At 62.4% G+C, this 23,037-nt stretch carries 18 protein-coding genes; 7 read left to right on the top strand and 11 right to left on the bottom strand.

Annotation, left to right across the window (positions count from 1 at the left end; genetic code table 11):
* Positions 1–234: 234 nt before the first annotated feature.
* From AC5O5I_RS04240 to AC5O5I_RS04225, 4 genes are read left to right on the top strand one after another with little or no spacing between them, the layout of a single operon-like run.
* A complete protein-coding gene (locus AC5O5I_RS04240) occupies positions 235–948 on the top strand; it encodes an ABC transporter permease (RefSeq protein ID WP_172218971.1) in 714 nt (237 codons plus the stop codon).
* Positions 949–961: 13 nt separating this feature from the next.
* Positions 962–1,876, top strand: coding sequence for a glycine betaine ABC transporter substrate-binding protein (locus tag AC5O5I_RS04235; protein WP_172218969.1), 915 nt, complete (start codon positions 962–964; stop codon positions 1,874–1,876).
* The gene (locus tag AC5O5I_RS04230) at positions 1,873–2,526 is read left to right on the top strand and encodes an ABC transporter permease (protein ID WP_172218967.1); all 654 of its coding nucleotides are present in this window, start codon (positions 1,873–1,875) and stop codon (positions 2,524–2,526) included. The genes AC5O5I_RS04235 and AC5O5I_RS04230 overlap by 4 nt, the downstream gene beginning before the upstream one ends.
* Positions 2,523–3,680: an osmoprotectant ABC transporter ATP-binding protein OsmV gene (locus AC5O5I_RS04225; RefSeq protein WP_494512114.1), complete on the top strand. Its 1,158-nt coding sequence runs from the start codon at positions 2,523–2,525 to the stop codon at positions 3,678–3,680. The genes AC5O5I_RS04230 and AC5O5I_RS04225 overlap by 4 nt, the downstream gene beginning before the upstream one ends.
* Positions 3,681–3,789: 109 nt before the next feature.
* Here AC5O5I_RS04225 and AC5O5I_RS04220 read toward each other — a convergent pair whose 3' ends face one another.
* The 3 genes from AC5O5I_RS04220 to AC5O5I_RS04210 all read right to left on the bottom strand — a co-directional run bounded on the left by AC5O5I_RS04220 (position 3,790) and on the right by AC5O5I_RS04210 (position 7,802).
* On the bottom strand, positions 3,790–6,219 hold the full coding sequence (locus AC5O5I_RS04220) for a TonB-dependent siderophore receptor (protein ID WP_494512113.1): 2,430 nt from the start codon (positions 6,217–6,219) through the stop codon (positions 3,790–3,792).
* A 108-nt stretch (positions 6,220–6,327) separates the two neighbouring features.
* A complete protein-coding gene (locus AC5O5I_RS04215; RefSeq protein WP_494512112.1) occupies positions 6,328–7,296 on the bottom strand; it encodes a FecR family protein in 969 nt (322 codons plus the stop codon).
* 20 nt (positions 7,297–7,316) lie between these two features.
* Positions 7,317–7,802: a sigma-70 family RNA polymerase sigma factor gene (locus AC5O5I_RS04210; RefSeq protein WP_172287687.1), complete on the bottom strand. Its 486-nt coding sequence runs from the start codon at positions 7,800–7,802 to the stop codon at positions 7,317–7,319.
* A 505-nt stretch (positions 7,803–8,307) separates the two neighbouring features.
* Between AC5O5I_RS04210 and AC5O5I_RS04205 the strand changes: the two genes are divergently transcribed.
* Positions 8,308–9,471 (top strand): type III PLP-dependent enzyme, encoded by a 1,164-nt coding sequence (locus AC5O5I_RS04205; RefSeq protein ID WP_172218957.1) that lies wholly within the window; start codon positions 8,308–8,310, stop codon positions 9,469–9,471.
* Between the two features lie 158 nt (positions 9,472–9,629).
* Here AC5O5I_RS04205 and AC5O5I_RS04200 read toward each other — a convergent pair whose 3' ends face one another.
* Both AC5O5I_RS04200 and AC5O5I_RS04195 read right to left on the bottom strand, forming a co-directional pair.
* Positions 9,630–10,379, bottom strand: a complete 750-nt coding sequence (locus AC5O5I_RS04200; protein ID WP_172218955.1) for a tetratricopeptide repeat protein — start codon at positions 10,377–10,379, stop codon at positions 9,630–9,632.
* 3 nt (positions 10,380–10,382) lie between these two features.
* On the bottom strand, positions 10,383–11,063 hold the full coding sequence (locus AC5O5I_RS04195; protein ID WP_172218953.1) for a Fe2+-dependent dioxygenase: 681 nt from the start codon (positions 11,061–11,063) through the stop codon (positions 10,383–10,385).
* A gap of 221 nt (positions 11,064–11,284) precedes the next feature.
* On the opposite strand from AC5O5I_RS04195, the gene AC5O5I_RS04190 reads away from it, so the two are divergent.
* Both AC5O5I_RS04190 and AC5O5I_RS04185 read left to right on the top strand, forming a co-directional pair.
* Positions 11,285–13,528: a TonB-dependent receptor gene (locus AC5O5I_RS04190; RefSeq protein ID WP_172218951.1), complete on the top strand. Its 2,244-nt coding sequence runs from the start codon at positions 11,285–11,287 to the stop codon at positions 13,526–13,528.
* 101 nt (positions 13,529–13,629) lie between these two features.
* A complete protein-coding gene (locus tag AC5O5I_RS04185) occupies positions 13,630–16,185 on the top strand; it encodes a PepSY domain-containing protein (protein WP_494512111.1) in 2,556 nt (851 codons plus the stop codon).
* A gap of 105 nt (positions 16,186–16,290) precedes the next feature.
* Here AC5O5I_RS04185 and AC5O5I_RS04180 read toward each other — a convergent pair whose 3' ends face one another.
* The 6 genes from AC5O5I_RS04180 to hisS all read right to left on the bottom strand — a co-directional run bounded on the left by AC5O5I_RS04180 (position 16,291) and on the right by hisS (position 23,022).
* Positions 16,291–17,082, bottom strand: coding sequence for an amidohydrolase (locus AC5O5I_RS04180; RefSeq protein WP_172231890.1), 792 nt, complete (start codon positions 17,080–17,082; stop codon positions 16,291–16,293).
* Complete coding sequence (locus AC5O5I_RS04175) at positions 17,070–18,218, bottom strand: pyridoxal phosphate-dependent aminotransferase (RefSeq protein ID WP_494512110.1); 1,149 nt, start codon at positions 18,216–18,218, stop codon at positions 17,070–17,072. The genes AC5O5I_RS04180 and AC5O5I_RS04175 overlap by 13 nt, the downstream gene beginning before the upstream one ends.
* A gap of 111 nt (positions 18,219–18,329) precedes the next feature.
* Positions 18,330–19,793 carry a ribosome biogenesis GTPase Der gene (gene der, locus AC5O5I_RS04170; RefSeq protein ID WP_172231896.1) on the bottom strand — a complete coding sequence of 488 codons (1,464 nt, stop codon included), beginning with the start codon at positions 19,791–19,793 and terminating at the stop codon, positions 18,330–18,332.
* A 116-nt stretch (positions 19,794–19,909) separates the two neighbouring features.
* Positions 19,910–21,052 (bottom strand): outer membrane protein assembly factor BamB, encoded by a 1,143-nt coding sequence (gene bamB, locus AC5O5I_RS04165; RefSeq protein WP_172286975.1) that lies wholly within the window; start codon positions 21,050–21,052, stop codon positions 19,910–19,912.
* Positions 21,053–21,694 carry a tetratricopeptide repeat protein gene (locus tag AC5O5I_RS04160; protein ID WP_172286976.1) on the bottom strand — a complete coding sequence of 214 codons (642 nt, stop codon included), beginning with the start codon at positions 21,692–21,694 and terminating at the stop codon, positions 21,053–21,055.
* A gap of 38 nt (positions 21,695–21,732) precedes the next feature.
* Positions 21,733–23,022 (bottom strand): histidine--tRNA ligase, encoded by a 1,290-nt coding sequence (hisS, locus tag AC5O5I_RS04155; RefSeq protein WP_172224140.1) that lies wholly within the window; start codon positions 23,020–23,022, stop codon positions 21,733–21,735.
* Between the last annotated feature and the right edge of the window lie 15 nt (positions 23,023–23,037).

Below are 23,037 nucleotides of genomic sequence, written 5' to 3'. Positions count from 1 at the left end.
CCAAATGCCGCTTCAAGTGGGAACCTTTGCGCCCACGGAGACGTCCACTCCCCTGCAACCCGCTTCGCTTGGGGATTGGTTTTACTGGCATTTTCGGGCCCGACGGGGTTCGGCTCATGGCTTGATTCGCAGCCTTCGGCCTGCGTCACGCTGCTACTCGCGAACACACCACCCGCCGCCAACCATGGCCGGCTTCAAAGAAGTGTGCTCGCCGACAACACAAGGAGTCCGCCTGTGGCTAAACGCTACGGTAAAGGGCTGTTGGGATGGGCCGCCGTGCTCGTCATCCTGGCCCTGCTGATCCACTGGATCGGCATCGACACGATCGCGCGTTATCGCGACGATCTTGGGTTCTACCTGCAAGCGCACCTGATACTGGTGCTGGCTTCGATGGCGGCGGCGTTGGCCGTGGGCATCCCCGCCGGCATTGCGCTCAGTCGACCGCACCGGGTCGACAAAGCCGAGCGCTTCATGCAGTTCTTCAACGTTGGCAACACCATTCCCCCTCTGGCCGTTCTGGCCATCGCCCTCAGTATCCTGGGCATCGGCGCCGGGCCTGCGATCTTCGCGCTGTTCCTCGCCTCCCTCCTGCCCATCGTGCGCAACACCTACGAGGGCCTCAAAAACGTCCCCGCCTCGCTCAAGGAAGCCGCCACCGGCATCGGCATGACCCCGCGCCAGCAACTCTGGCAAGTGGAGCTACCGAACGCCGTGCCGATCATTGTCGGCGGGGTGCGCGTGGCCCTGGCGCTGAACGTGGGTACCGCGCCACTGGCTTTCCTGATCGGGGCCAACAGCCTGGGCAGCCTGATCTTTCCCGGCATCGGCCTGAACAACCAGCCACAGCTGCTGCTGGGTGCCGCCTGCACCGCATTGCTGGCCCTGGTGCTGGATGCTGCGGTGAGTTTCTCCAGCAAGCGCTGGCTGGAACGTGGCCTGGCCCAATAAAGATAGGGAACGTATGAAGAAGAGAATCGCCTTGCTGCTGGGCGCGGCCCTGCTGTTTGCAGGATTTGCCCAGGCGGCGGACAAACCGCTGATCCGTATCGGCGCGCGGGTGTTCACCGAACAGACCGTGCTAGCCGAAATCACTGCGCAGTACCTGCGCGCCAATGGCTTTGACGTGCGCGTCACCACCGGCCTTGGCAGCAACATTGCCCGCCAGGCCCAGGAAACCGGCCAGCTCGACCTGATGTGGGAATACACCGGCGTGTCGCTGGTGTCGTACAACCATATCGACGAGCGCATGCCCAGTGCCGCAGCCACCTTCGCCCGGGTAAAGGCGCTGGATGCAAAAAAGGACCTGATCTGGCTGAGCCCGTCGAAGTTCAGCAACACCTACGCGCTGGGTTTGCCCAAGCAAGTGGCCGAAGCCTATCCGCAGATCAATACCATCAGCGACCTCAACCTGGTACTGCGTGACGAAAGCGAGCGCACCCACCTGGTGGCACTGGACACCGAGTTCGCCAACCGCCCCGACGGCCTGGTCGGGCTGCGCGAGATGTACCGACTGCCGCTGGACCGGCGCAATATCCGCCAGATGGACGGCGGCCTGGTGTACACCGCCATGCGCAACAACCAGGTATTCGCCGGGCTGGTCTACACCACCGACGGCCGCCTGAGCGCGTTCAACCTGAAACTGCTGGAAGACGACAAGCACTACTTCCCCGACTACACCGCCGCGCCGGTGGTACGCAAAGCCGTGCTCGATGCCAACCCGCAACTGGTCGGCCTGCTCAAGCCTCTGGCCGAGCTGCTGGATGACGAAACCATGCGCCAGCTGAACGCCCAGGTCGACGTCGAGCACCAGAACCCCACCGCCGTGGCTGCCGCCTTCCTGCGAGAGCACCCACTGCACAGCGAGGGCCAGCCATGAACCTGATCGACACTTTCAACCACCTGGACTGGGCGCAGGTGCTGCAGCTGACCTGGCAGCACATCATGCTGGTCGGCGTCGCCGTCAGCCTGGCGATTCTGGTCGGCGTGCCGCTGGGCATCCTGATGACACGCTTCCCGGCCGTCGCCGGCCCGCTGCAGGCCAGCGCCACGGTGCTGCTGACCATTCCGTCCATCGCCCTGTTCGGCCTGCTGCTGCCGTTCTATTCAAAGTTCGGCCAGGGCCTTGGCCCACTGCCGGCGATCACTGCGGTGTTCCTGTACTCGCTGCTGCCGATCATGCGCAACACCTACCTGGCCCTGACCAACGTCGAACCCGGCATCCGTGAAGCGGCGCGCGGCATCGGCATGACCTTCGGCCAGCGCCTGCGCATGGTCGAACTGCCCATCGCAGTGCCGGTGATTCTTGCCGGTGTGCGCACTGCCGTGGTCATGAACATCGGCGTCATGACCATTGCCGCCACCATCGGCGCCGGCGGCCTGGGCGTGCTCATCCTCACCTCCATCAGCCGCAGCGACATGTCGATGCTGCTGGTCGGCGCCGTACTGGTCAGCCTGCTGGCGATCATCGCCGACCTGCTGCTGCAAACCCTGCAACGTGCCCTGACTCCAGAAGGACTGCGCTCATGATCGAACTGAAAAACCTCAGCAAGACCTTCAACGCCAACGGCAAGGACGTCAAAGCCGTCGACTCGGTGAACCTCACCGTCAACGAAGGCGAAATCTGTGTGTTTCTCGGCCCGTCGGGCTGCGGTAAAAGCACCACGTTGAAAATGATCAACCGCCTGATCAAACCTACCTCCGGCCAGGTGTTCATCAACGGCGAGGACACCACCGGGCTGGATGAGGTCACCCTGCGCCGCCATATCGGCTATGTGATCCAGCAGATCGGCCTGTTCCCCAACATGACCATCGAGGAGAACATCACCGTGGTACCGCGCCTGCTCGGCTGGGACAAGCAGAAGTGCCACGACCGCGCCCGCGAGCTGATGCACATGATCAAGCTCGAACCCAAACAGTACCTGCAGCGCTACCCGCGCGAGCTTTCCGGCGGCCAGCAGCAGCGTATCGGCGTGATCCGCGCCCTGGCAGCGGACGCGCCGGTGCTGCTGATGGACGAACCGTTCGGCGCGGTCGACCCGATCAACCGCGAGATGATCCAGAACGAGTTCTTCGAGATGCAACGGGCATTGAACAAGACCGTGATCATGGTCAGCCACGATATCGACGAGGCGATCAAGCTGGGTGACAAGATTGCCATCTTCCGCGCGGGCAAGCTGTTGCAGCTGGACCACCCGGACACCTTGCTGGCGCACCCGGTGGACGACTTTGTCAGCAATTTTGTCGGCCAGGACAGCACCCTCAAGCGCCTGTTGCTGGTGCGTGCCGAAGATGCAGCGGACAACGCGCCGTCGGTAAGCCCGGGGACGCCGGTGAGCGATGCGGTGGAACTGCTGGACGAGCACGACCGCCGCTATGTGGTAGTGACCGATGGGCAGAACCAGGCGCTGGGCTACGTGCGCCGGCGTGACATGCATCGCCAGCAAGGTACGTGTGGCGACTTCCTGCGCCAGTTCAATGCCACGGCCTCGCATGATGAGCATCTGCGCATCCTGCTGTCGCGCATGTACGAGTTCAACCGGGCCTGGTTGCCGGTGCTGGATGCCGAGCAGGTGTTCCTGGGTGAAGTGACCCAGGAGTCGATTGCGGCTTACCTGAGCTCGGGGCGCTCGCGTGGGGCCAAGACCAGCATTGTTTCGCCAGCCGAGGCGGTCGCGTCCTGATCCGAGAGCCTCTTCGCGGGTAAACCCGCTCCCACAGGGTAGGTGCAGAAGCCAAGACTTGCACCGGACCTGTGGGAGCGGGCTCACCCGCGAAGCAGGCGACGCGGTATCAGAACCCTACACTGGCCTGCACATAGAAGGTCCGCGGCTCACCCACATAGATGCCGGCATTGTTGTCGCTGGAGCGAGTGAAGTACTGTTTGTCGAACAGGTTCTTCACCCCCGCCGCCAGCTTCAGGTTGGACATCTGCGGCCCGAACTCATACCCGCCCCGGGCATGCCAGGTCACGTACCCCGGAATATCGCCATACTGCCCATCGGCACCAGGCTCGGTGATGTAGTCGCCGTTGAAGCTGCCGTCGGCGTTGATCCCGGTACCTGGCGCGCGCTGCTTCGACTGGGCGTAGGCATCCAGGTTCCAGGTCCAGCGGTTGACCGCGTAACGCACTCCGGCAGTAGCCACCTGGCGTGAATAGAACGGCAAGTCACGGCCCTTGAAGCCCGGGATCTCCCCTTCATAGGTGGCGCGGGTGAAGGTATAACCGCCGCTCACCGACAGCCCGTCAAGGCGCGGGTCCAGCCCGGCCAGGTCATAGCGCACTGACGCCTCGATACCCTGGTGCCTGGTGGCGCCAAGGTTGGTCCAGCCCACGTCATTGCTGATGTATTGCAACTCGTCATCAAAGTCGATGTAGAACGCTGTCAGTTCACCGGCAAACCCGCCATCGTCATAGCGCGTACCCACTTCATACGTCTTGGCTTTTTCCGGCTCCAGGCCATTGGCCGTGCTGTCGCCCGCACCACCCTGCCCCAGCTGGAAGTACTGCAGGCTGCCAAACGAGGTCTCGTAGTTGGCGAACACCTTCCACGCATCGGAGATGTGGTACATCACGCTGAGCGCCGGCAACGGCTCGTTGCTGGTGATGCTGCGGTTTTTCTCCGGCACCGGGCGGTTGTTGGCGTCCAGCACCGAGCGGTCGCGCCAGTCGGTGTTGATGTGCTCGAAGCGGATGCCCGGGGTGATCGTCCAGTTGCCCACGTCGATCTTGTCGTCGATGTAGTAGGCGCTGGCCTCGGTGCCGCCGCTGCGGTCCTGGAACACGTGACCATCGGACGTCGGGGTGGGGGTCGGCACATTGTCGATCAGCGCAAGGCGGGTCGACTGCTCGCGCATGGCTTCCTTGAGGTAGCGGTAGCCCACGCTGACTTCCTGGGTGGTCGGCCCGGCGAAGAAGATGCGCGACAGGCGTGGCTCGATGGCGAAGGTGTGGTAGTTGCGCGGGTATGACGACAGGGTTTTCATGTCGCGCGCGGCGATGGTGCTGCCGCGAAAGCTGTCGGTGTAGTACGTCAGCACCTCGAACTGGGTAGCGTCGTCGAGCTGGCGCTGCCACTTGAACGATACGTCCTTGCGCCGGCCGGCGAAGTAGTCGTAGTCGCGCAGCGACTGGTACGGGTTGCTGTCGTACTGGGCCTGGGTCAGCCCGCCGGGCATGTCGGCGCGGCCATCGTAATAATGAAAGTTGAGCCAGAACTCGTCGACATCGGTGGGCGCCCAGTGGGTCTTGAGGATGACGTCGTCGATGTCGTTGCCGTTGTTGCTCTCGCGGTAGCCGTTGCCATTCACCCCGGTGTAGAGCAGCGCAACGCCCATGCCGTTGTCTGCAGTGCCGCCGACGAACGCTGACTCGGTGTGCTTCCAGCCGCCGTGTTGGGAGGTTTCCAGGGTGGTGGACAGTTCCGCTGAGGCTTTCTCCGGGATCGCCCGGGTGACGAAGTTGATCACCCCGCCGACGTTCTGCGGGCCATAGCGCACCGAGCCTGCGCCGCGAACCACATCAATGCTGTCGAGGTTGCCGGATGAAATCGGCGCCATCGACAACTGCGGCTGGCCGTAAGGCGCAAAGGCCGCCGGAATGCCATCGATCAGTACCGTGGAGCGCGGCGACAACCGCGAGGTCAGGCCACGCACACCGACGTTCAACGACAGGTCGCTGCCGCCGGTGCCGTTGGAATCCTGTACCTGCACGCCAGGGATGCCGCGCAACACGTCGCGCACATTCATCGCGCCCTTCTCCACCATCGCCTCGCGGCGCACCACGGTGCGTGCGCCGGGGTGGTTCTGCACCACGCTCTGCTGGGCCTCACCCAGCCAGTCACCCACCACCTTGATGTCTGTGGGCGCCAGCTCCAGGCTGCCGCCGCCGAGGGCGTCAGCGGCCTGGGCCGGCTTGACCACCACCGTGCCCTGGGACATCTCGTAGGTCAGGCCGCTGCCTTGCAGCAACTGCTGCAGCGCCTGCTCGGGGGCCAGCTGGCCAGACACGGCCGGGGCCTGCTTGCCGGCGACCAGGTCGGGGCTGAAGAACAGCTGCAGGTTGGTCTGCTGGCCAAGCTGGTTCAGCGCCGAAGCCAATGGCTGGGCCTGGATCTGGATGGTGCCGGCCGCCGCTGCGGACTGGCTGTTGACGGCCACGGCACTGACTGCCAAGGCCAGCGCCAAGGCACGGAAGCGTGGGAAGGGCTTGTTATTGTTCACGTCGTCGAAACTTCCTGGAATGCGGGATAAACGCCAACCGCATGCAAATGTAAATGCTTGGCAGTTGCAGCTGGCGGGGAAGACGAACGAGCGGAAAAAAACCTGAATCTATTTCGCGATTATTTCTCGCGACCCGTCTTCATGGGCCTTGATGGCCACCGGCAGGATGCTCGGCAAGGCCCGCAGCAAGGCGTCGGTATCGTCGGTGCTGAAGGTGCTGGAAAGCCGCAGCTGGGCGACTTTGCCGGGGGCGATCCATATCGGCTGGCTGCGATAGCGCGATGCTTCGGCCACCACCTCGGCGAGGGTGGCGTTGTCGAACACCAGCTTGCCCTGGCGCCAGGCGGTCACGGCATTGGTGTTGACCGTATAGGGTGCGGCCACCACGCCTTTTGCATCTATATATGAGCCCAGGCCAGCAGTCAGTCGCGCCAGCGAAGCGCCCTGGCCCTGCACCCGCACCGAGCCCTGCTCCACTGCCACGCGGGTAGCGGTCGGGTCGAGGCGTACATCAAAGCGGGTACCGGTGACGGTCACGCTGCCCTGGGCAGTGTCCACCACGAATGGCCGGCTGCTGTCGTGGGCGACGGTGAACATCACCTCGCCGGCACTCAGCCGGACATGCCGCTGGCCGGCGCTGAAATCGACCTGCAACTGCGTGCTGCCGTTGAGTTCGAGGTGCGAGCCGTCCGGCAATTCGACCTGGCGGCGCTCATTGAAGGCAGTCTGCAGGGTGTCTTGGTGATTCAGTTGCTGGTAGTGCCAGGCACTCCAGCCCAGCCCCAATGCCAATACCGCCACACTAGCGGCCAACGCCTGGCGCAATAAACGCCGGCGCGGCAGCTGCTGCACCGGGTCCGGCTGGCATAGGGCCTCGAGGCGCTGACGAGGTATGAGGTCGGCGGCCTGCCAGACGCGGCTGAGATGGTCGAATTCTTCGCGGTGGCGCGCGTCGCTCTCCAACCAGGCACGTAACTGCTTCTGCAGCGCGGTATCACCGGGCGCGTCCTGCACGCGAACGAACCATGCGGCCGCCTGCTCGCGGACGGTATCGGTACCGGTACCGGGCTGTTTCATCGAAAAGGCCTCCTGACTCATCATGCCGACACATCCAGGTGCTCACGCAGATGCCGGAGCGTGCGGATCATATACTTTTCGACCATGTTCTTGCTCAACCCCATGCGCTGGGCAATCTCGGCCTGGGTCAGGCCTTCGAGCTTCTGCCAGATGAACACCTGCCGGCAGTTGAGCGGCAGCTCGGCCAGCGCCCGCTCGACGCTGTCGGCCAGTTCCAGTGCATGCACGTAAGCCTCCGGGTCGCTACTGCCGACAGCGCCGGCGTCGAACGCGTCCAGCTCAAGTGCCTGGCGCCGGTCTTCGCGGCGAAAGCCGTCCACCGCAATGTTGCGGGCCGTCTGGTGCAGGTAGGCACGCGGCTGCTCAACCTGCTCACGCGGGTTTTCCAGCACCCGGACAAAGGCGTCATGGGTGAGGTCTTCGGCCTGCTGGCGATTGCGCAACTTGCGCGTCCAGGTGCCGATCAGCTCATGGTAATGGTCGAAGAAGCCTTTGTGTCCGGACACGATCAGGGCCGTCAGGGAGGCAGATAAGGGTGCGAATAGTAATGGTTCTCATAAAAACCGGCAATTCCGCCAGTCGGTAACAAAAAATTTATGACGGATTTCATGCACGGTCGTACAAAAAAATGTGGCCATAAATATGAACACCTGTGGCCATTTGGCGGGTGAACCTGCTGCCACTTCAACAGCGAAAACCCTGCGGGGGCGGGTTTACCCGCGCAGGGGTCAACGCGGTCCATTCCACAATTATTTACGCTTGAAACATCCCGGGGAACATCAGCCGGTCACACGAGTCGGTTATTCAAATGGCGGGTCGTCGATCCACGCCGATCGCGCCCGGATTGCCTGTTGATTCTGCATTCTTCACGCCCTAAAGTGCGCGCCGAACGTCCATGCTGGAAACGATCCATCCGGCTCAAGTACTGAGTAGGCGAACCAAAGTGGGGATACGGAGGACGTTCAGTTTGCAGCCACTTAAATTTACCGTTTGCCCATGGAGTCCCTGAGCATGTCGATCCAGGTTGAAGACTATTTCGCGCGTGACACCTTCCAGAAAATGAAGGCGTTCGCCGACAAGCAGGAAACCCCGTTCGTGGTCATCGACACCCAGATGATCAGCCAGGCCTACGACGACCTGCGCGCCGGTTTCGAATTCGCCAAGGTCTACTACGCGGTCAAGGCCAACCCGGCCGTTGAAATCATCGACCTGCTCAAAGAGAAAGGTTCGAGCTTCGACATCGCCTCGATCTACGAGCTGGACAAGGTGCTGGACCGCGGCGTCAGCGCCGACCGCATCAGCTACGGCAACACCATCAAGAAGTCCAAGGACATCCGCTACTTCTACGAGAAGGGCGTGCGCCTGTTCTCCACCGACTCGGAAGCCGACCTGCGCAACATCGCCAAGGCCGCGCCGGGCTCGAAAGTGTACGTGCGTATCCTGACCGAAGGTTCCACCACTGCCGACTGGCCGCTGTCCCGTAAATTCGGCTGCCAGACCGACATGGCCATGGACCTGCTGATCCTCGCCCGCGACCTGGGCCTGGTGCCTTACGGCATTTCCTTCCACGTGGGTTCGCAGCAGCGCGACATCAGCGTATGGGACGCAGCCATCGCCAAGGTCAAAGTGATTTTCGAGCGCCTGAAGGAAGAAGACGGCATCGAGCTGAAGCTGATCAACATGGGTGGCGGCTTCCCGGCCAACTACATCACCCGCACCAACAGCCTGGAAACCTACGCCGAAGAGATCATCCGCTTCCTGAAGGAAGATTTCGGTGACGACCTGCCGGAAATCATTCTGGAGCCAGGCCGCTCGCTGATTGCCAACGCCGGCATTCTGGTCAGCGAAGTAGTGTTGGTTGCACGCAAGTCGCGCACCGCCGTCGAGCGCTGGATCTACACCGACGTGGGCAAGTTCTCCGGCCTGATCGAAACCATGGATGAAGCCATCAAGTTCCCGATCTGGACCGAGAAGAAAGGCGAAACCGAAGAAGTGGTCATCGCCGGCCCGACCTGCGACAGCGCCGACATCATGTACGAAAACTACAAGTACGGCCTGCCGCTGAACCTGGCCATCGGTGACCGCCTGTACTGGCTGTCGACCGGTGCCTACACCACCAGCTACAGCGCAGTGGAATTCAACGGCTTCCCGCCGCTGAAGTCGTTCTACCTGTAATGCATAACGGGGCCGAAACGCCCCGTTTTCATTTGTGTGCTGTTCAGTTACGGCCCTTTCGCGGGTAAACCCGCTCCCACAGGTACGGTGCTCCCTTCAGGCCCAGCGCAGTACCTGTGGGAGCGGGTTTACCCGCGAAGAGGCCGGCACAGGCACCCTCACTCCCCGCGCCGTTCGATCTCCTCGGCATAGCGCCCGGCAAACGCCATCAACACCGGCCCCGCGCCCTGCAAGGTCACCAGCGCCGCGCGCAGGAAGTTCATGTTCCCCTCGACCCGCGCCCGCTCCAACCACTGCCCTGCTTCCGCCAGCTCACCCCGCTCGACCAGCACCAGCGCCAGGCTGAACATGCCGCGAAAATCCCCCGCCTCGGCCGAACGCCGGTACCAGCGCACCGCCCGCGCCGGGCTGGGTGCCGTGGCGATGCCTTGCTCAAGGTAGCGCCCGTACAGGTTCATCGACTTGGCATGGCCCTGCTGGGCAGCCTTCTCGTAACACATCAGCGCCTGCGCCTGGTTGGCCGGTACGCCACGCCCGGTTGCCAGCAGGTTGGCAAGGTTGTACAGGCCCCAGTCCAGGCCGGCATCTGCCGCCCGGGCATAGTGAATGGCGGCCTGGGACAGGTTCACCTCACCGCCCCAGCCATGCTCCAGGCAACGCCCGAGCATGTTGTGCGCCATGGCACTGCCGCCCTGTGCAGCAATGCCGAACCAGCGGCGGGCGACCCCGGCATCCGCCTCGATACCGCGCCCGTCGAGCAGGATCTGACCCAGCAGCGACTGCGCCTCGATCACGCCCTGCCCGGCTGCGGCGAGGATCGCCTGGGCAGCCTTGCCGGGGCTTTCTTCGAGCATGGCCTGCAAGCCAGCCACATCCACCACTTCTTCACGTCGTAACAGGTAGGACACGGTTCAGACCTCGGCCCAGCGGCGCAGCAGGTTGTGGTAGGTGCCGGTCAATTGCAGCAGCGAAGGGTGATCCGGCACATCGGCGGTCAGTTGCTGGATGGCGTTGTCCATCTCGAACAGCAGCGCCCGCTGGCTGTCCTCGCGCACCAGGCTCTGGGTCCAGAAGAACGCAGCATAGCGTTGCCCGCGGGTCACCGGGTTGACCTTGTGCAGGCTGGTGCCGGGGTACAGCACCAGGTCTCCGGCAGCCAGCTTGATCTGCTGCACGCCATAGGTGTCCTGGATAACCAGCTCGCCGCCGTCATAGCTGTCCGGGTCACTGAGGAACAGCGTGGAAGACAGGTCGGTGCGCACCCGTTCGGCGCTGCCCTTGGGCTGGCGCAAGGCGTTGTCGATGTGGAAACCGAAGTTGCCGCCTTCGCGGTAGCAGTTGATCAACGGCGGGAACACCTTGTGCGGCAAAGCCGCCGACATGAAGCGCGGGGTTTTCCACAGACGGTCGATCAGCGCAGTGCCTATCTCCTTGGCCAGCGGGTGGCCCTCCGGCAACTGCAGGTTGTGCTTGGCCTTGGCCGACTGATAGCCAGCCGTGATCTTGCCGTCGGCCCAGTCGGTCTGCTCCAGCGCCTCGCGGATACGGGCCAGTTCATCAGCCTCGAACAGGCCGGGGATGTGCAGCAGCATGTCGAAGTACCGTCAGGAAATCCAAAGGAGTCAATGATATTGATTCCCTTTTGCACTTCACAAGCCCCATTCGCCGCTTAAGACGTTTCAGCTTGATGAAACCGTAAAGGCAAATTGTAAAGATTGTAAATTCTTCACGAATGGTAACGAATCTCAATTGTTAGTCACAATTGCTTACATTAGTATCCGCCGCCACAACACCTTGGGGAAGGTCCTTAGCAATGCGCCAGTACGTACCATCTGCAGTGAGTTCGCCACGCCTGATCGTCACCGCTATCGGTGTAGCGGTATCTGCTGTATCGACTGCTCAGTTTGCTCACGCAGATGATCAGCTGGGTGATTCCGTCATTTCGCTGGATGCGACCAGTGTCAACGCGGCGCAGGATGCCACCAGCTACAAGGCTGACACCGCCAGCTCCAAGAAATACACCGCGCCACTGCGTGAAACACCTAAAAGCGTTACGGTGATCCCACAACAAGTCATCCGTGACACAGGTGCGACCTCCTTGGTAGATGCCCTGCGTACTACACCTGGCATCACCTTCGGCGCCGGCGAGGGCGGCAATCCGGCTGGAGACCGCCCAATCATTCGCGGTTTCAACGCAGAGAGCGACGTCTTTATCGATGGCATGCGCGATGTTGCTTCCCAAAGCCGGGAAATCTTCAACGTTGAATCCATCGAAGTGGCCAAAGGCCCTGGTTCTGCATTCACCGGTGCCGGCTCAACGGGCGGTAGCCTGAACCTCGTTACCAAGAACGCAAAACTGGGTGACAGCTACAACGGTGGGTTCACCTGGGGCTCAGACCAAACCAAACGCACCACACTGGATCTGAACAAACAGCTGACCGACACCTCCGCCTTCCGCCTGAACCTGATGAAGCACGAGGCCAACGTCGCCGGTCGTGACGATGTAGATGTGAGCCGCTGGGGCGTGGCTCCCTCCTTCGCTTTCGGTTTGGGCACCGATACCCGGGTAACAGTGGGTTACTACCACCTGAAAACCGACGACATGCCGGACTATGGTATCCCGCTTGATCGGAGCGCCACGCGTAGCAAATACGATGTAGATGGCCCGGCACATGTTGATCGCGATAATTTCTACGGTTTGAATGGTCGCGATTATCGCAAGACCAGCAACGACAGCGGCACGATCCGTATAGAACATGACCTGAACGACAATCTGACGCTGTCCAACAGCTTCCGGATGTCACGTTCGACACTCGACTACATCGTAACCAACCCGGATGACAGCAAAGGGAACGTGGCCAATGGTACGGTCTACCGCTCTACGAAGAACCGCAACTCGACGTCCAAAGGCTGGGTGAACCAAACCGACCTGAGTGCCAAGTTCGATACTGGTTTCATTCAGCATAGCCTTGTAACGGGCCTTGAGTTCAGTTACAGCGACACCCATAACCGCGGTTATGTCATTACTTCGGCAGCTGGCACGGGTACCGTTTGCAGCCCGGCGCTGCTGGCTTCGGGCGATTGCACGAGCCTCTATGACCCTTCTCCCGATGACGGCTGGTCTGGAACCATCGCTGATAGCGCTGCATTCACTGACACCGACACCAAGACCAGCGCTGCTTATGTATTCGACACACTCACCTTCAATGATCAATGGTCGCTGAACCTTGGCTTGCGTTACGACGATTACCAGACAAAATCGAGCGGCTACAGCACGGGTGGTCGTGGCTCACTCCCAGGCGACTTCTCTCGGGAAAACAATGCGCATTTGTGGAATTATCAGGTCGGCGTAGTCTACAAGCCGCTGCCTAACGGCAGCATTTACGCTGCATGGTCGACTTCCAGCAACCCGTCGGGGGAAACCAGCGGTAACGGTGGGCTGGAACTGGCAGTCAACAACAGCAACCTCGATCCGGAGCGCAACCGCAACTACGAGATCGGTACGAAGTGGGATTTCTTCGACGACAACCTGTCGCTGACCGCTGCCTTGTTCCGCACCGACAAAACCAATGCACGGGTCACCGATCCTGACAATGCGACCTATCAAGTACTGGATGGCGAACAACGTGTACAGGGTGTGGAGCTTACGTATGCGGGTAACCTGACAAGCAAATGGAAGGTCTACGGTGGCTACACGTATATGGAAAGCGAGATCGTGAAAACCTCGACCGCAGCGAACGAGGGCAACCACATGCCTAGTACGCCGCGAAACAATTTCACCTTCTGGTCGACTTACGACATCATTCCTCAGCTGACTATTGGTGCCGGTGCCACCTTCGTTGACTCGCGATTTGGCGACGAAGCCAACTCAGTCGAAGTGCCTTCCTACTGGCGCTACGACGCCATGGCGACCTATCGTCTGACTAAGAATGTAGACCTGCAGTTGAATGTGCAAAATTTGACTGACAAGCGTTACTTCGATCAGGTGTTCGCTCCGCATTACGCGCACGTAGCGCCCGGCCGAACTGCGCTCATGAGCGCTAACTTCCACTTCTAAGGAAGTCACCCCGAGCCCCGTTCATTCCAGTGAGCGGGGCTTTTGCGTATCAAGGCATAATGCACGCCGCGCAGGCAGCGGCAGAAACACAAGGTGATCATGTGGTGAAGAAGACGCTGTTCCAATTGCACTGGTTCTTTGGCATCACCGCTGGCCTGGTGCTGGCCGTGATGGGCATCACCGGCGCCCTGTACTCGTTTCAGGAAGAACTGCTGCGCGCATTCAATGCCGACGTACTCAAGGTAGAAGTCCGCGCCGAAGGCGTACTGCCACCGGCCGAACTGGTGCAGCGCGTCGAAGCCCAGCAACACGACAAGGTGTCGATGCTGTGGGTGGACGTACGCGAAGGCAACGCCGCACGCATCTTCTTCATGCCGGCACCGGGCGAACGTCGCGGCGAGCTGCGCTACGCCGACCCCTACACCGGCGAACTCAAGGGTGAAGTGGCCGGGCAAGGCTTCTTCAACCTCATGCTCAAGCTGCACCGTTTCCTGGCCATCGGCGACACAGGCCGGCAGATCACCGGCGCCTGTACCCTGATGCTGGTGTTCTTCTGCCTGTCCGGCTTGTGCCTGCGCTGGCCGCGCAAGGCGCTGGACTGGCGCACCTGGCTGACCTTCGACTGGGCGAAGAAAGGCCGCGCCTTCAACTGGGACCTGCACGCCGTAGCCGGTACCTGGTGCCTGCTGTTCTACCTGTTGTTCGCCCTGACCGGCCTGTTCTGGTCCTACGAGTGGTACCGCGAAGGCCTGAACAAGCTGCTGGCCGACGCGCCGGCCGCCGGCCAGCAGCAAAAGCGCGGCGAAGGCCGTGGCCGCCACGGGCCGCAAAAGGTCGACAAGAACGCGCCGCCGCTGGTCGTCGACTACGATGCCATCTGGGCCAACCTCAAGGACGCCGCCGGCCCAGGCCTGGCCGCCTACAACCTGCGCCTGCCTCCGGTTGGCGGCCAGCCGGCCAACCTGTTCTACCTGCTGGACAGTTCCGATCACCCACGCGCCTTCAACACCCTGGTACTGGACCCGGCCACCGGCCAGGTGAAAAAACACGACCGCTACACCGACAAGTCCTTCAAGGCCCAGCTGCTGCAAAGCGTCTACGCCCTGCACGTCGGTGAATACTTCGGCCTGCCGGGACGCATTATCGTCACCATCGCCAGCCTGACCATGCCGCTGTTCTTCGTCACCGGTTGGCTGCTGTACCTCGACCGCCGCCGCAAGAAGCGCCAGGTCCGCGCAGCCCGCGGCAATGTCACAAGCAACACTGGCAGCAGCGACAGCTGGCTGATCGGTTTTGCCAGCCAGAGCGGCTTTGCCGAGCAGCTCGCCTGGCAGAGCGCCGGGCAGTTGCAGGCGGCCGGCCTGCCGGTGCAGGTACGCGCCTTGGCCGATCTGGCGGAAAGCGACTTGCGCCAGGCGCGCCGCGCGCTGTTCGTGGTCAGTACCTTCGGCGACGGCGAAGCGCCCGACAGCGCCCGCGCCTTCGAACGCAAGGTGCTGGGCCAGCCGTGGGCGCTGAACAACCTCAACTACGCCCTGCTCGCCCTGGGTGACCGCCAGTACCCGCACTTCTGCGGTTTTGCCCGCCGTCTGCAAGCGTGGCTGGGTGAGCGCGGTGCCAGCAGCGCGTTCAGCCCGGTGGAAGTGGACAATGCCGACCAGGCAGCCCTGCAGCAATGGCAGCAGGAGCTGGCGCAATTGACCGGCGCCCAGCCAGTGGCCGCCTGGCAGCCGCCAAGCTTTGGCAACTGGTCGCTGGTGCGCCGCGAACTGCTCAACCCGGGTAGCCAAGGCCAGCCGGTGTACCTGCTGGGCCTGCAACCGGAGCAACCCGCCAGCTGGGAAGCCGGAGACCTGGTGGAGATCCTGCCGCTCAATGGGCAGCCACGGATCGACGCTTTCCTCAACGGCATGGCGCTGGACCCCACTGCCCGGGTGCAGGTGAATGGCCTGGGCGAAACGCTGGCCCAGGCCTTGGTCGGGCGACAGTTGCCGACGCGACGTGATCACCTGATCGGCTTGCAGCCGCAAGCGCTGGTGGACGCACTGGTACCGATCGGCAGCCGCGAATATTCGATCGCCTCGATTGCCAGCGATGGTGTGCTGGAACTGATCGTGCGCCAGGAGCGCCACGCCGATGGCAACCTGGGCCTGGGTTCCGGCTGGCTGACCGAGTACCTGCCGCTGAACGGCACGCTAAGCCTGCGCCTGCGGCGCAACAGCGGCTTCCACCTGCCGGAAAGTGCCGCACCGATGATATTGATCGGCAATGGCACTGGCCTGGCCGGCCTGCGCAGCCTGATGCGGGCGCGGGTGAATGCGGGCGAGCAGCGCAACTGGCTGCTGTTCGGCGAGCGCAATCGCGCCCATGACCTGCTGTGCGCTGATGAGCTGCAAGGCTGGTTGGCCAGCGGCGACCTGGCACGCCTGGACTTGGCGTTTTCGCGGGATCAGGCCGAGAAAGTGTATGTGCAGGATGTGCTGCTGCAGCAGGCCGAGGAATTCAAACGCTGGGTGGCAGATGGCGCCTGTGTGTATGTCTGCGGCAGCCTGCAGGGGATGGCTGCGGGAGTGGATGCGGCGCTCAACGGTTTGCTTGGCGAGGCGGTTGTGCAGCAGCTGGTCGAGGATGGGCGATATCGGCGGGATGTGTACTGATCTGTAATAGATGTAGTTGGCCCTTTCGCAGCACAAGGCTGCTCCTACAGATGCAGCGCGTAACCTGTAGGAGCAGCCTTGTGCTGCGAAAGGACCGGCCCTGCTTTAGTGCAGCTCGAAGGTATCGGCATCCAGGTTGGCCGGGAACTTGGCCCGGTACGCCGCCAGCTCCGCCGCCCTCAACACGACGGTGAACACCCCGTCGGCCTCCCCCGCGCTGAGCAGGCTTTCACCCTGGAAGTCCAGCACCTGGCTATCGCCGGAATACGCAAAGCCCTTGCCATCGGTGCCCACCCGGTTCACCGCAGCCACAAAGCACAGGTTTTCGATGCCCCGCGCCGGCAGCAGCCTGTTCCAGTGCTGCCGGCGCGCCGCTGGCCAGTTGGCGGTGTACAGCAGCAGGTCGGTGTCCTGGGCGTCGCGGCTCCACACCGGGAAGCGCAGGTCGTAGCAGATCAGCGGGCGAATCCGCCAGCCCTTGAGCTCGAACTGCACCTGGCGCTCACCCGGTGTGTAGTGTTTGTGCTCGCCGGCCATGCGGAACAGGTGGCGCTTGTCGTAGTGCAGGATCTCACCGTCCGGGCGCGCCCACAGCAGGCGGTTGCGGTGGCTGCCGTCGGCGGCCTGGATGATCACGCTGCCCGTGATCACCGCGTTACGCTTCTTCGCCTGCGCCTTCAGCCATTTGTACGTCGGGCCGTTCTCCGGCTCGCACAGGCTTTCAGACTGCATTGAGAACCCGGTGGTGAACATTTCCGGCAGAACCACCAGGTCCACCTCGCCCACTTGCTCCAGCAGCACCTCGAAGTGTGCATAGTTGGCTTCGCGGTCGTGCCAGGCCAGGGTGGTTTGCACCAAAGCGACTCTCAGGTTAGGCAAGGTACTTAGATCGCGCATAATTTTTCCGCTGCCTGGCGCAGCGTCTCCTCTCGTTTGGCAAAGCACAGGCGTACCAGGCGTTGCTCGGGGATGGGTTGCTGGTAGAACACCGATACCGGGATGGTCGCCACGCCGTGCTCGCGGGTCAGCCACAGCGACATGTCGACATCATTCAGGTCCGGACGGATCAGCGAATAGTCCACCAACTGGAAATACGTACCCGTCGTGCGGGTGAAGCTGAAGCGCGAGCCTTCCAGCAAGCCGCAGAACAGGTCGCGCTTGGCCTGGTAGAAGGCTGGCAGTTCATCGATATGCTCGGGGTGCTCAGCCATGAAATCGGCCAGGGCGCACTGCAATGGCGTCACGCCGCAGAAGTTGACGTACTGGTGCACCTTGCGCAACTCGGCGGTCAACGCCGGCGGGGCGATCACGTAGCCGGTCTTCCAGCCGGTAACGTGGTAGGTCTTGCCGAACGAACTGACCACGAAGGCCTTCTGGTACAGCTCATCATGGGCCAGCACGCTGGCGTGGCGCACGCCGTCATAAACCAGGTGCTCATACACTTCATCGCTGACCAGGTAGATATCGCGTTCGGCAATCAACCGGGCCAGCTGGTCGAGGTCTTCACGGGTGATCAACGCACCGCTGGGGTTGTGCGGCGAGTTGAGGATGACCATGCGTGTGCGCGGGCTCAGGGCGTCACTGAACTTCTGCCAGTCGATACGGAAGCTGCCGTCGCTCAGTTGCACATGCACGCAACGTCCACCGGCCAGCTCCACAGATGGCTCGTAGCTGTCGTAGCAAGGGTCGAAGACGATCACCTCGTCACCGGCATGGATCAGCGCCTGGATCGCGCAGAAGATCGCCTCGGTGGCGCCGGGGGTGATGGTCACTTCCTGGTCGGCATCCACCTGCGCGCCGTACAGCCGCGCGACCTTGGCCGCTACCTGCTGACGCAGGGCCGGCAGGCCGGTCATGGGCGAATACTGGTTATGCCCGGCGGCCACATGCCGGCCGACTGCGTCGAGCAGCGCCTGCGGGCCGTTGAAATCGGGAAAACCTTGCGACAGATTGAGCGCACCGGTTTGCACGGCGAGCTGGGACATGGTGGTGAAGATGGTCGTGCCGACATTCGGCAGTTTGCTGCGGATCATGAAGCCCTCTTTCCTGGGGACTGAGAGCTATAAGCTACAAGTTTCAAGCTGCAAGCTACAAGAAAAAGCAGCGTGGATCGCTGTCTGCTTTCACTTGCAGCTTGCCGTTGATCAACGCTTGTCGCGGCGCTTCTTCTCGGCCTTCTTGTGGTGCGACATCAGGCGGCGCTTCTTGTTGACCTGGCGATCGGTGAGGGTGTTCTTCTTGCCCTCGTACGGGTTCTCACCGCCCTTGTACTCGATGCGGATCGGCGTACCGACCAGCTTCAGCACCCGGCGATAGGTGTTTTCCAGGTAACGCGAGTACGACTTGGGAATCTTGTCGGTCTGGTTACCGTGGATCACGATCAGCGGCGGGTTGGCACCCCCCAGGTGGGCATAGCGCAGCTTGATGCGGCGACCGTTCATCAGCGGTGGCTGGTGCTCGCTCACGGCGTCTTCGAGGATCTGCGTCAGGCGGCTGGTCGGCCAGCGGGTGACCGCCGACTTGAACGCGGCCTGTACCGACTTGTACAGGTTGCCCACGCCGGTGCCGTGCAGGGCGGAAATGAAGTGGATGTCGGCGAAGTCGACGAAGAACAGCCGGCGCTCCAGCTCGGTCTTCACGTAGTCGCGCTCACCCGGCTCCATGCCATCCCACTTGTTCAGGGCGATGACGATGGCACGGCCGGCTTCCAGGGCGAAGCCCAGCAGGTTCAGGTCGTGGTCCACCACACCTTCGCGGGCGTCCATGACGAAGATCACCACGTTGGCGTCCTTGATCGCCTGCAGGGTCTTCACCACCGAGAACTTCTCGACTTCCTCGTGGATCTTGCCGCGCTTGCGCACGCCCGCGGTGTCGATGAAGGTGTACTTGTCGCCATCGCGCTCGAACGGGATGTAGATACTGTCGCGGGTGGTGCCTGGCTCGTCGTAGACCACCACACGCTCTTCACCGAGCATGCGGTTGACCAGGGTCGACTTGCCGACGTTCGGCCGGCCGATGATGGCGATCTTGATGCCATCTTTCTCGCTCGGGCCGGGGATGCGTACCGCTTCCTCGCCTTCGGCGACTTCCTGATCGAGCGATTCCTCTTCGGCATCACGCGGCAGGTGACCGAGCACGGCTTCCATCAGGGCGTTGATACCACGGCCCTGGGAGCCCGCCACCGGAATGGCGTTGCCCATGCCCATCGGCGAGAACTCGGCGCGGGCAACGTCCGGGTCGATGTTGTCGATCTTGTTGGCCACCAGAATCGCCGACTTGTTCCGCTTGCGCAGGTGTTCGGCGATCATCTGGTCTGCCGCCGTCATGCCCGCGCGGGCATCGACCAGGAACAGCACATGATCAGCTTCTTCGATGGCCATCAGCGACTGCTCGGCCATCTTCTCGTCCATGCCCACTTCGTCACCGGTGATACCGCCAGTGTCGATCAGGATGAAGGAACGACCCTGCCAGCTGGCATCACCATACTGGCGGTCACGGGTCAGGCCAGACAGGTCACCGACGATGGCATCGCGGGTCTTGGTCAGGCGGTTGAACATGGTGGATTTGCCGACGTTCGGGCGGCCCACCAGGGCAATTACGGGAACCATCGGCTCTCCACTCTCGAATTCTTGAAAATACAAAGGCCGCTGCAAGGCAGCGGCCGGAGGTCTGGCGGCGTGTCCTACGCCGCGGCTTGAAGCCCGCCAAGGCTTCAAGCATAGCTTCAGCGGATGGTCAGTGCCTCGAGCTTGCCGCTGTTGCCGAATACATAGATGGTGTCGCCGACCACAAGTGGGCGGGCGCGCAGGCCATCGCTGTCGATACGCTCACGGCCGACAAAGCGGCCATCGACCTGGCTCAGCAGGTGCAGGTAGCCCTCGAAGTCACCCACGGCCACGTAGCTGGAAAACACTTCCGGTGCCGACAGCTGACGGCGGGCCATGGTGTCGTTGGTCCACAGGGCGCTGGAAGAACGCTCATCGACGCTCTCGACGTTACCCGAGGCTTCGCTGACGTAGACGTTACCGTAGCCCTGGGCGACACCCACGTAGCTGGAAGCATCACGCTGCCAGAGCACACGGCCGCTTTCCAGGTCCAGGCCCGCTACGCGGCCCTGGTAGGTGCTGACGTACAGGGTACCACCAGAAAGCAGCAGACCACCGTCGATATCGACCACACGGTCCAGCTCGGAACGGCCCTGCGGGATGGCCACGCGGCTTTCCCACACAGGCACGCCGTTGTTGATATCCACCGCCACCACCTTGCCGGTGGACAGGCCGGCAACCGCCAGACGATTGGTGGCAATCGGAGCACCGGTGCCACGCAGGGTCAGCACGGCCGGAGTGCTTTCGTAGATCCAGCGGCGATCGCCAGTGGCGGCATCCAGGCCGATCAGGCGATCGTCCTGGGTCTGCACCACCACCACATCACCGTTGTTGGCCGGCGGGGCCAGCACTTCGCTGGTCACGCGCGAACGCCAGCGTTCTTCACCGGTGGTCGAGTCCAGGGCGATGACTTCACCCTTGAGGGTACCGAGCATGACCAGGCCGTAGCCCACGCCGACAGCGCCGGAAACCTGCAGCTCCAGGTCCTTTTTCCACACAACGTCACCGGTGATGCGGTCCAGGGCGAAGACTTCGCCGTTGACGTCGGAAGCGTAGATGCGGTCGTTTTCGATGGCCGGTACCAGGGTGTTGTAGGTTTCACCCTGGCCGTCGCCGATCGAACGGCTCCACTGCTTCTTCAGCACCACTTCCTCGGTGAACTTGGTCAGCTCGGCCGGTGGCAGTTCCTTCTTGCTGTTGCTGCTGCAACCCGCGGCCAGTACGGCCAGGGTCAGCACTGCTGCTTGTTTCCAACCGATCACTTACGCGTCCCCTTTGGCCAGGTCATCCAGCTTCAATTGCAGGCCACCGACCGCCGCCTCATCGGACAGCGCAGCCTTGGCTTTTTCGTAAGCGCTGTGCGCATCGTCGGCGCGACCCAGCTGTACCAGCAGGTCACCCTTCAATTCTTCGCGGCTGGCCAGGAAGGCCTTGTCGGCGTCGCCATCAAGCAGCTTGAGGGCGTCCTCGGCCTTGTTCTGGGCAGCCAGCACACGCGCCAGGCGCTGGCGCGAAATCTCGCCCAAGGTCACATCGGCCGGCTTGTCCAGCACGCTTTTCAGCTCGGCAGCGGCGTCGTCGAGCTTGCCGCTCTCGACCGCGACCTTGGCCACGAACAGGCTGCCGTACTGGGCGTAGGCGGTACCACCGAAATCGCTCTTGAGCTTGCCGGCCAGTTCCGCCACCTTGGTGGTATCTGGCTGGCCAGTCGGCGTCAGGCTGGTCTCAAGCAAGGCCTGATACAGCTGCGAGGCACCTTGGGACTGGTTGTTCTGGTACTTGTGCCAGGTGTTCCAGCCCAGCACCACCACGCCAGCCAGCAATGCGCCTGTCAGCAGCGGCTTGCCGTTGCGGTTCCACCAGTCCTTGACCCCTGCCAGGTCATCATCATCGGTACTCGACACCCCAATACTCCTTTTCGCCTATTCGTTGTTGAACCGCGTTACGCCTGAGCGATCGCGGTTTCCAGGTGCTCTGCAAGAGCATCCCAGGCAATGTTCTGTTGTTCGCCCTGGCCACGCAGGGGCTTCAAGCCGATTTCCTGCTTTGCCAGCTCGTCGTCGCCGAGGATCAAGGCGAACAGTGCGCCGCTCTTGTCGGCTTTCTTGAACTGGCTCTTGAAGCTGCCACCGCCGGCATTGACCGCCAGGCGCAGGCCCGGCAAACGGTCGCGCAGGCTTTCGGACAAGCGCAGGCCGGCCAGCTCCGCCTGCTCGCCAAAGGCGCACAGGTAGACGTCGATCTGACGGCTGATGGACGCCGGTACCTTGCCCAGGGTTTCCAGCAGCAGGATCAGGCGCTCGATACCCATGGCGAAACCGACGCCCGTGGTCGGCTTGCCACCCATCTGCTCGACCAGGCCGTCGTAGCGGCCGCCGGCGCACACCGTGCCCTGGGCGCCGAGCTTGTCGGTGACCCACTCGAACACGGTCTTGCTGTAGTAGTCCAGGCCACGCACCAGCTTGGTGTTGATCACGAACGGAATGCCGGCGGCGTCCAGGCGAGCCTTGAGGCCCTCGAAGTGCACGCGCGATTCTTCGTCCAGGTAGTCTTCCAGCTTCGGCGCGCCGACCAGCACGGCCTGGGTGTTCTGGTCCTTGCTGTCGAGGATGCGCAACGGGTTGCTCTTCAGGCGGCGCTGGCTGTCTTCGTCCAGCTGCTCCAGGCGCGCCGAGAGGAACTCGACCAGCGCATCACGGTAGCGCGCACGGGCTTCGCTGGTACCCAGGCTGTTGAGCTCGAGCTTGACCGCGTCCTGGATGCCCAGCAGGCCCCACAGGCGCCAGGTCAGCATGATCAGCTCGGCATCGATGTCCGGGCCATCGAGGTTGAACACTTCCACGCCAATCTGGTGAAACTGGCGATAGCGGCCCTTCTGCGGGCGCTCGTGGCGGAACATCTGGCCGATGTACCACAGCTTCTGCACCTGGCCGTTGCCGGTGATGCCATGTTCGAGCACGGCACGCACACAAGCGGCGGTACCTTCAGGGCGCAGGGTGAGCGAATCGCCGTTGCGGTCCTCGAAGGTGTACATCTCTTTTTCGACGATGTCGGTAACTTCACCGATAGAGCGCTTGAACAGCTCGGTGAACTCGACGATCGGCGTGCGGATCTGGCTGTACCCGTAGGTGTCCAGCAGCCCGGCCACGGTGCCTTCGAAGTAGCGCCACAGCGGCGACTGTTCTGGCAGGATGTCGTTCATGCCACGGATGGCTTGCAGCGATTTGCTCACGAATAGTCCTTACGA

This window comes from Pseudomonas sp. 9_2_1 (genome assembly GCF_059295275.1).
The sequence above is the reverse complement of the archived record's forward strand: the minus strand, read 5'-3'. Positions and strand labels throughout refer to the sequence as shown.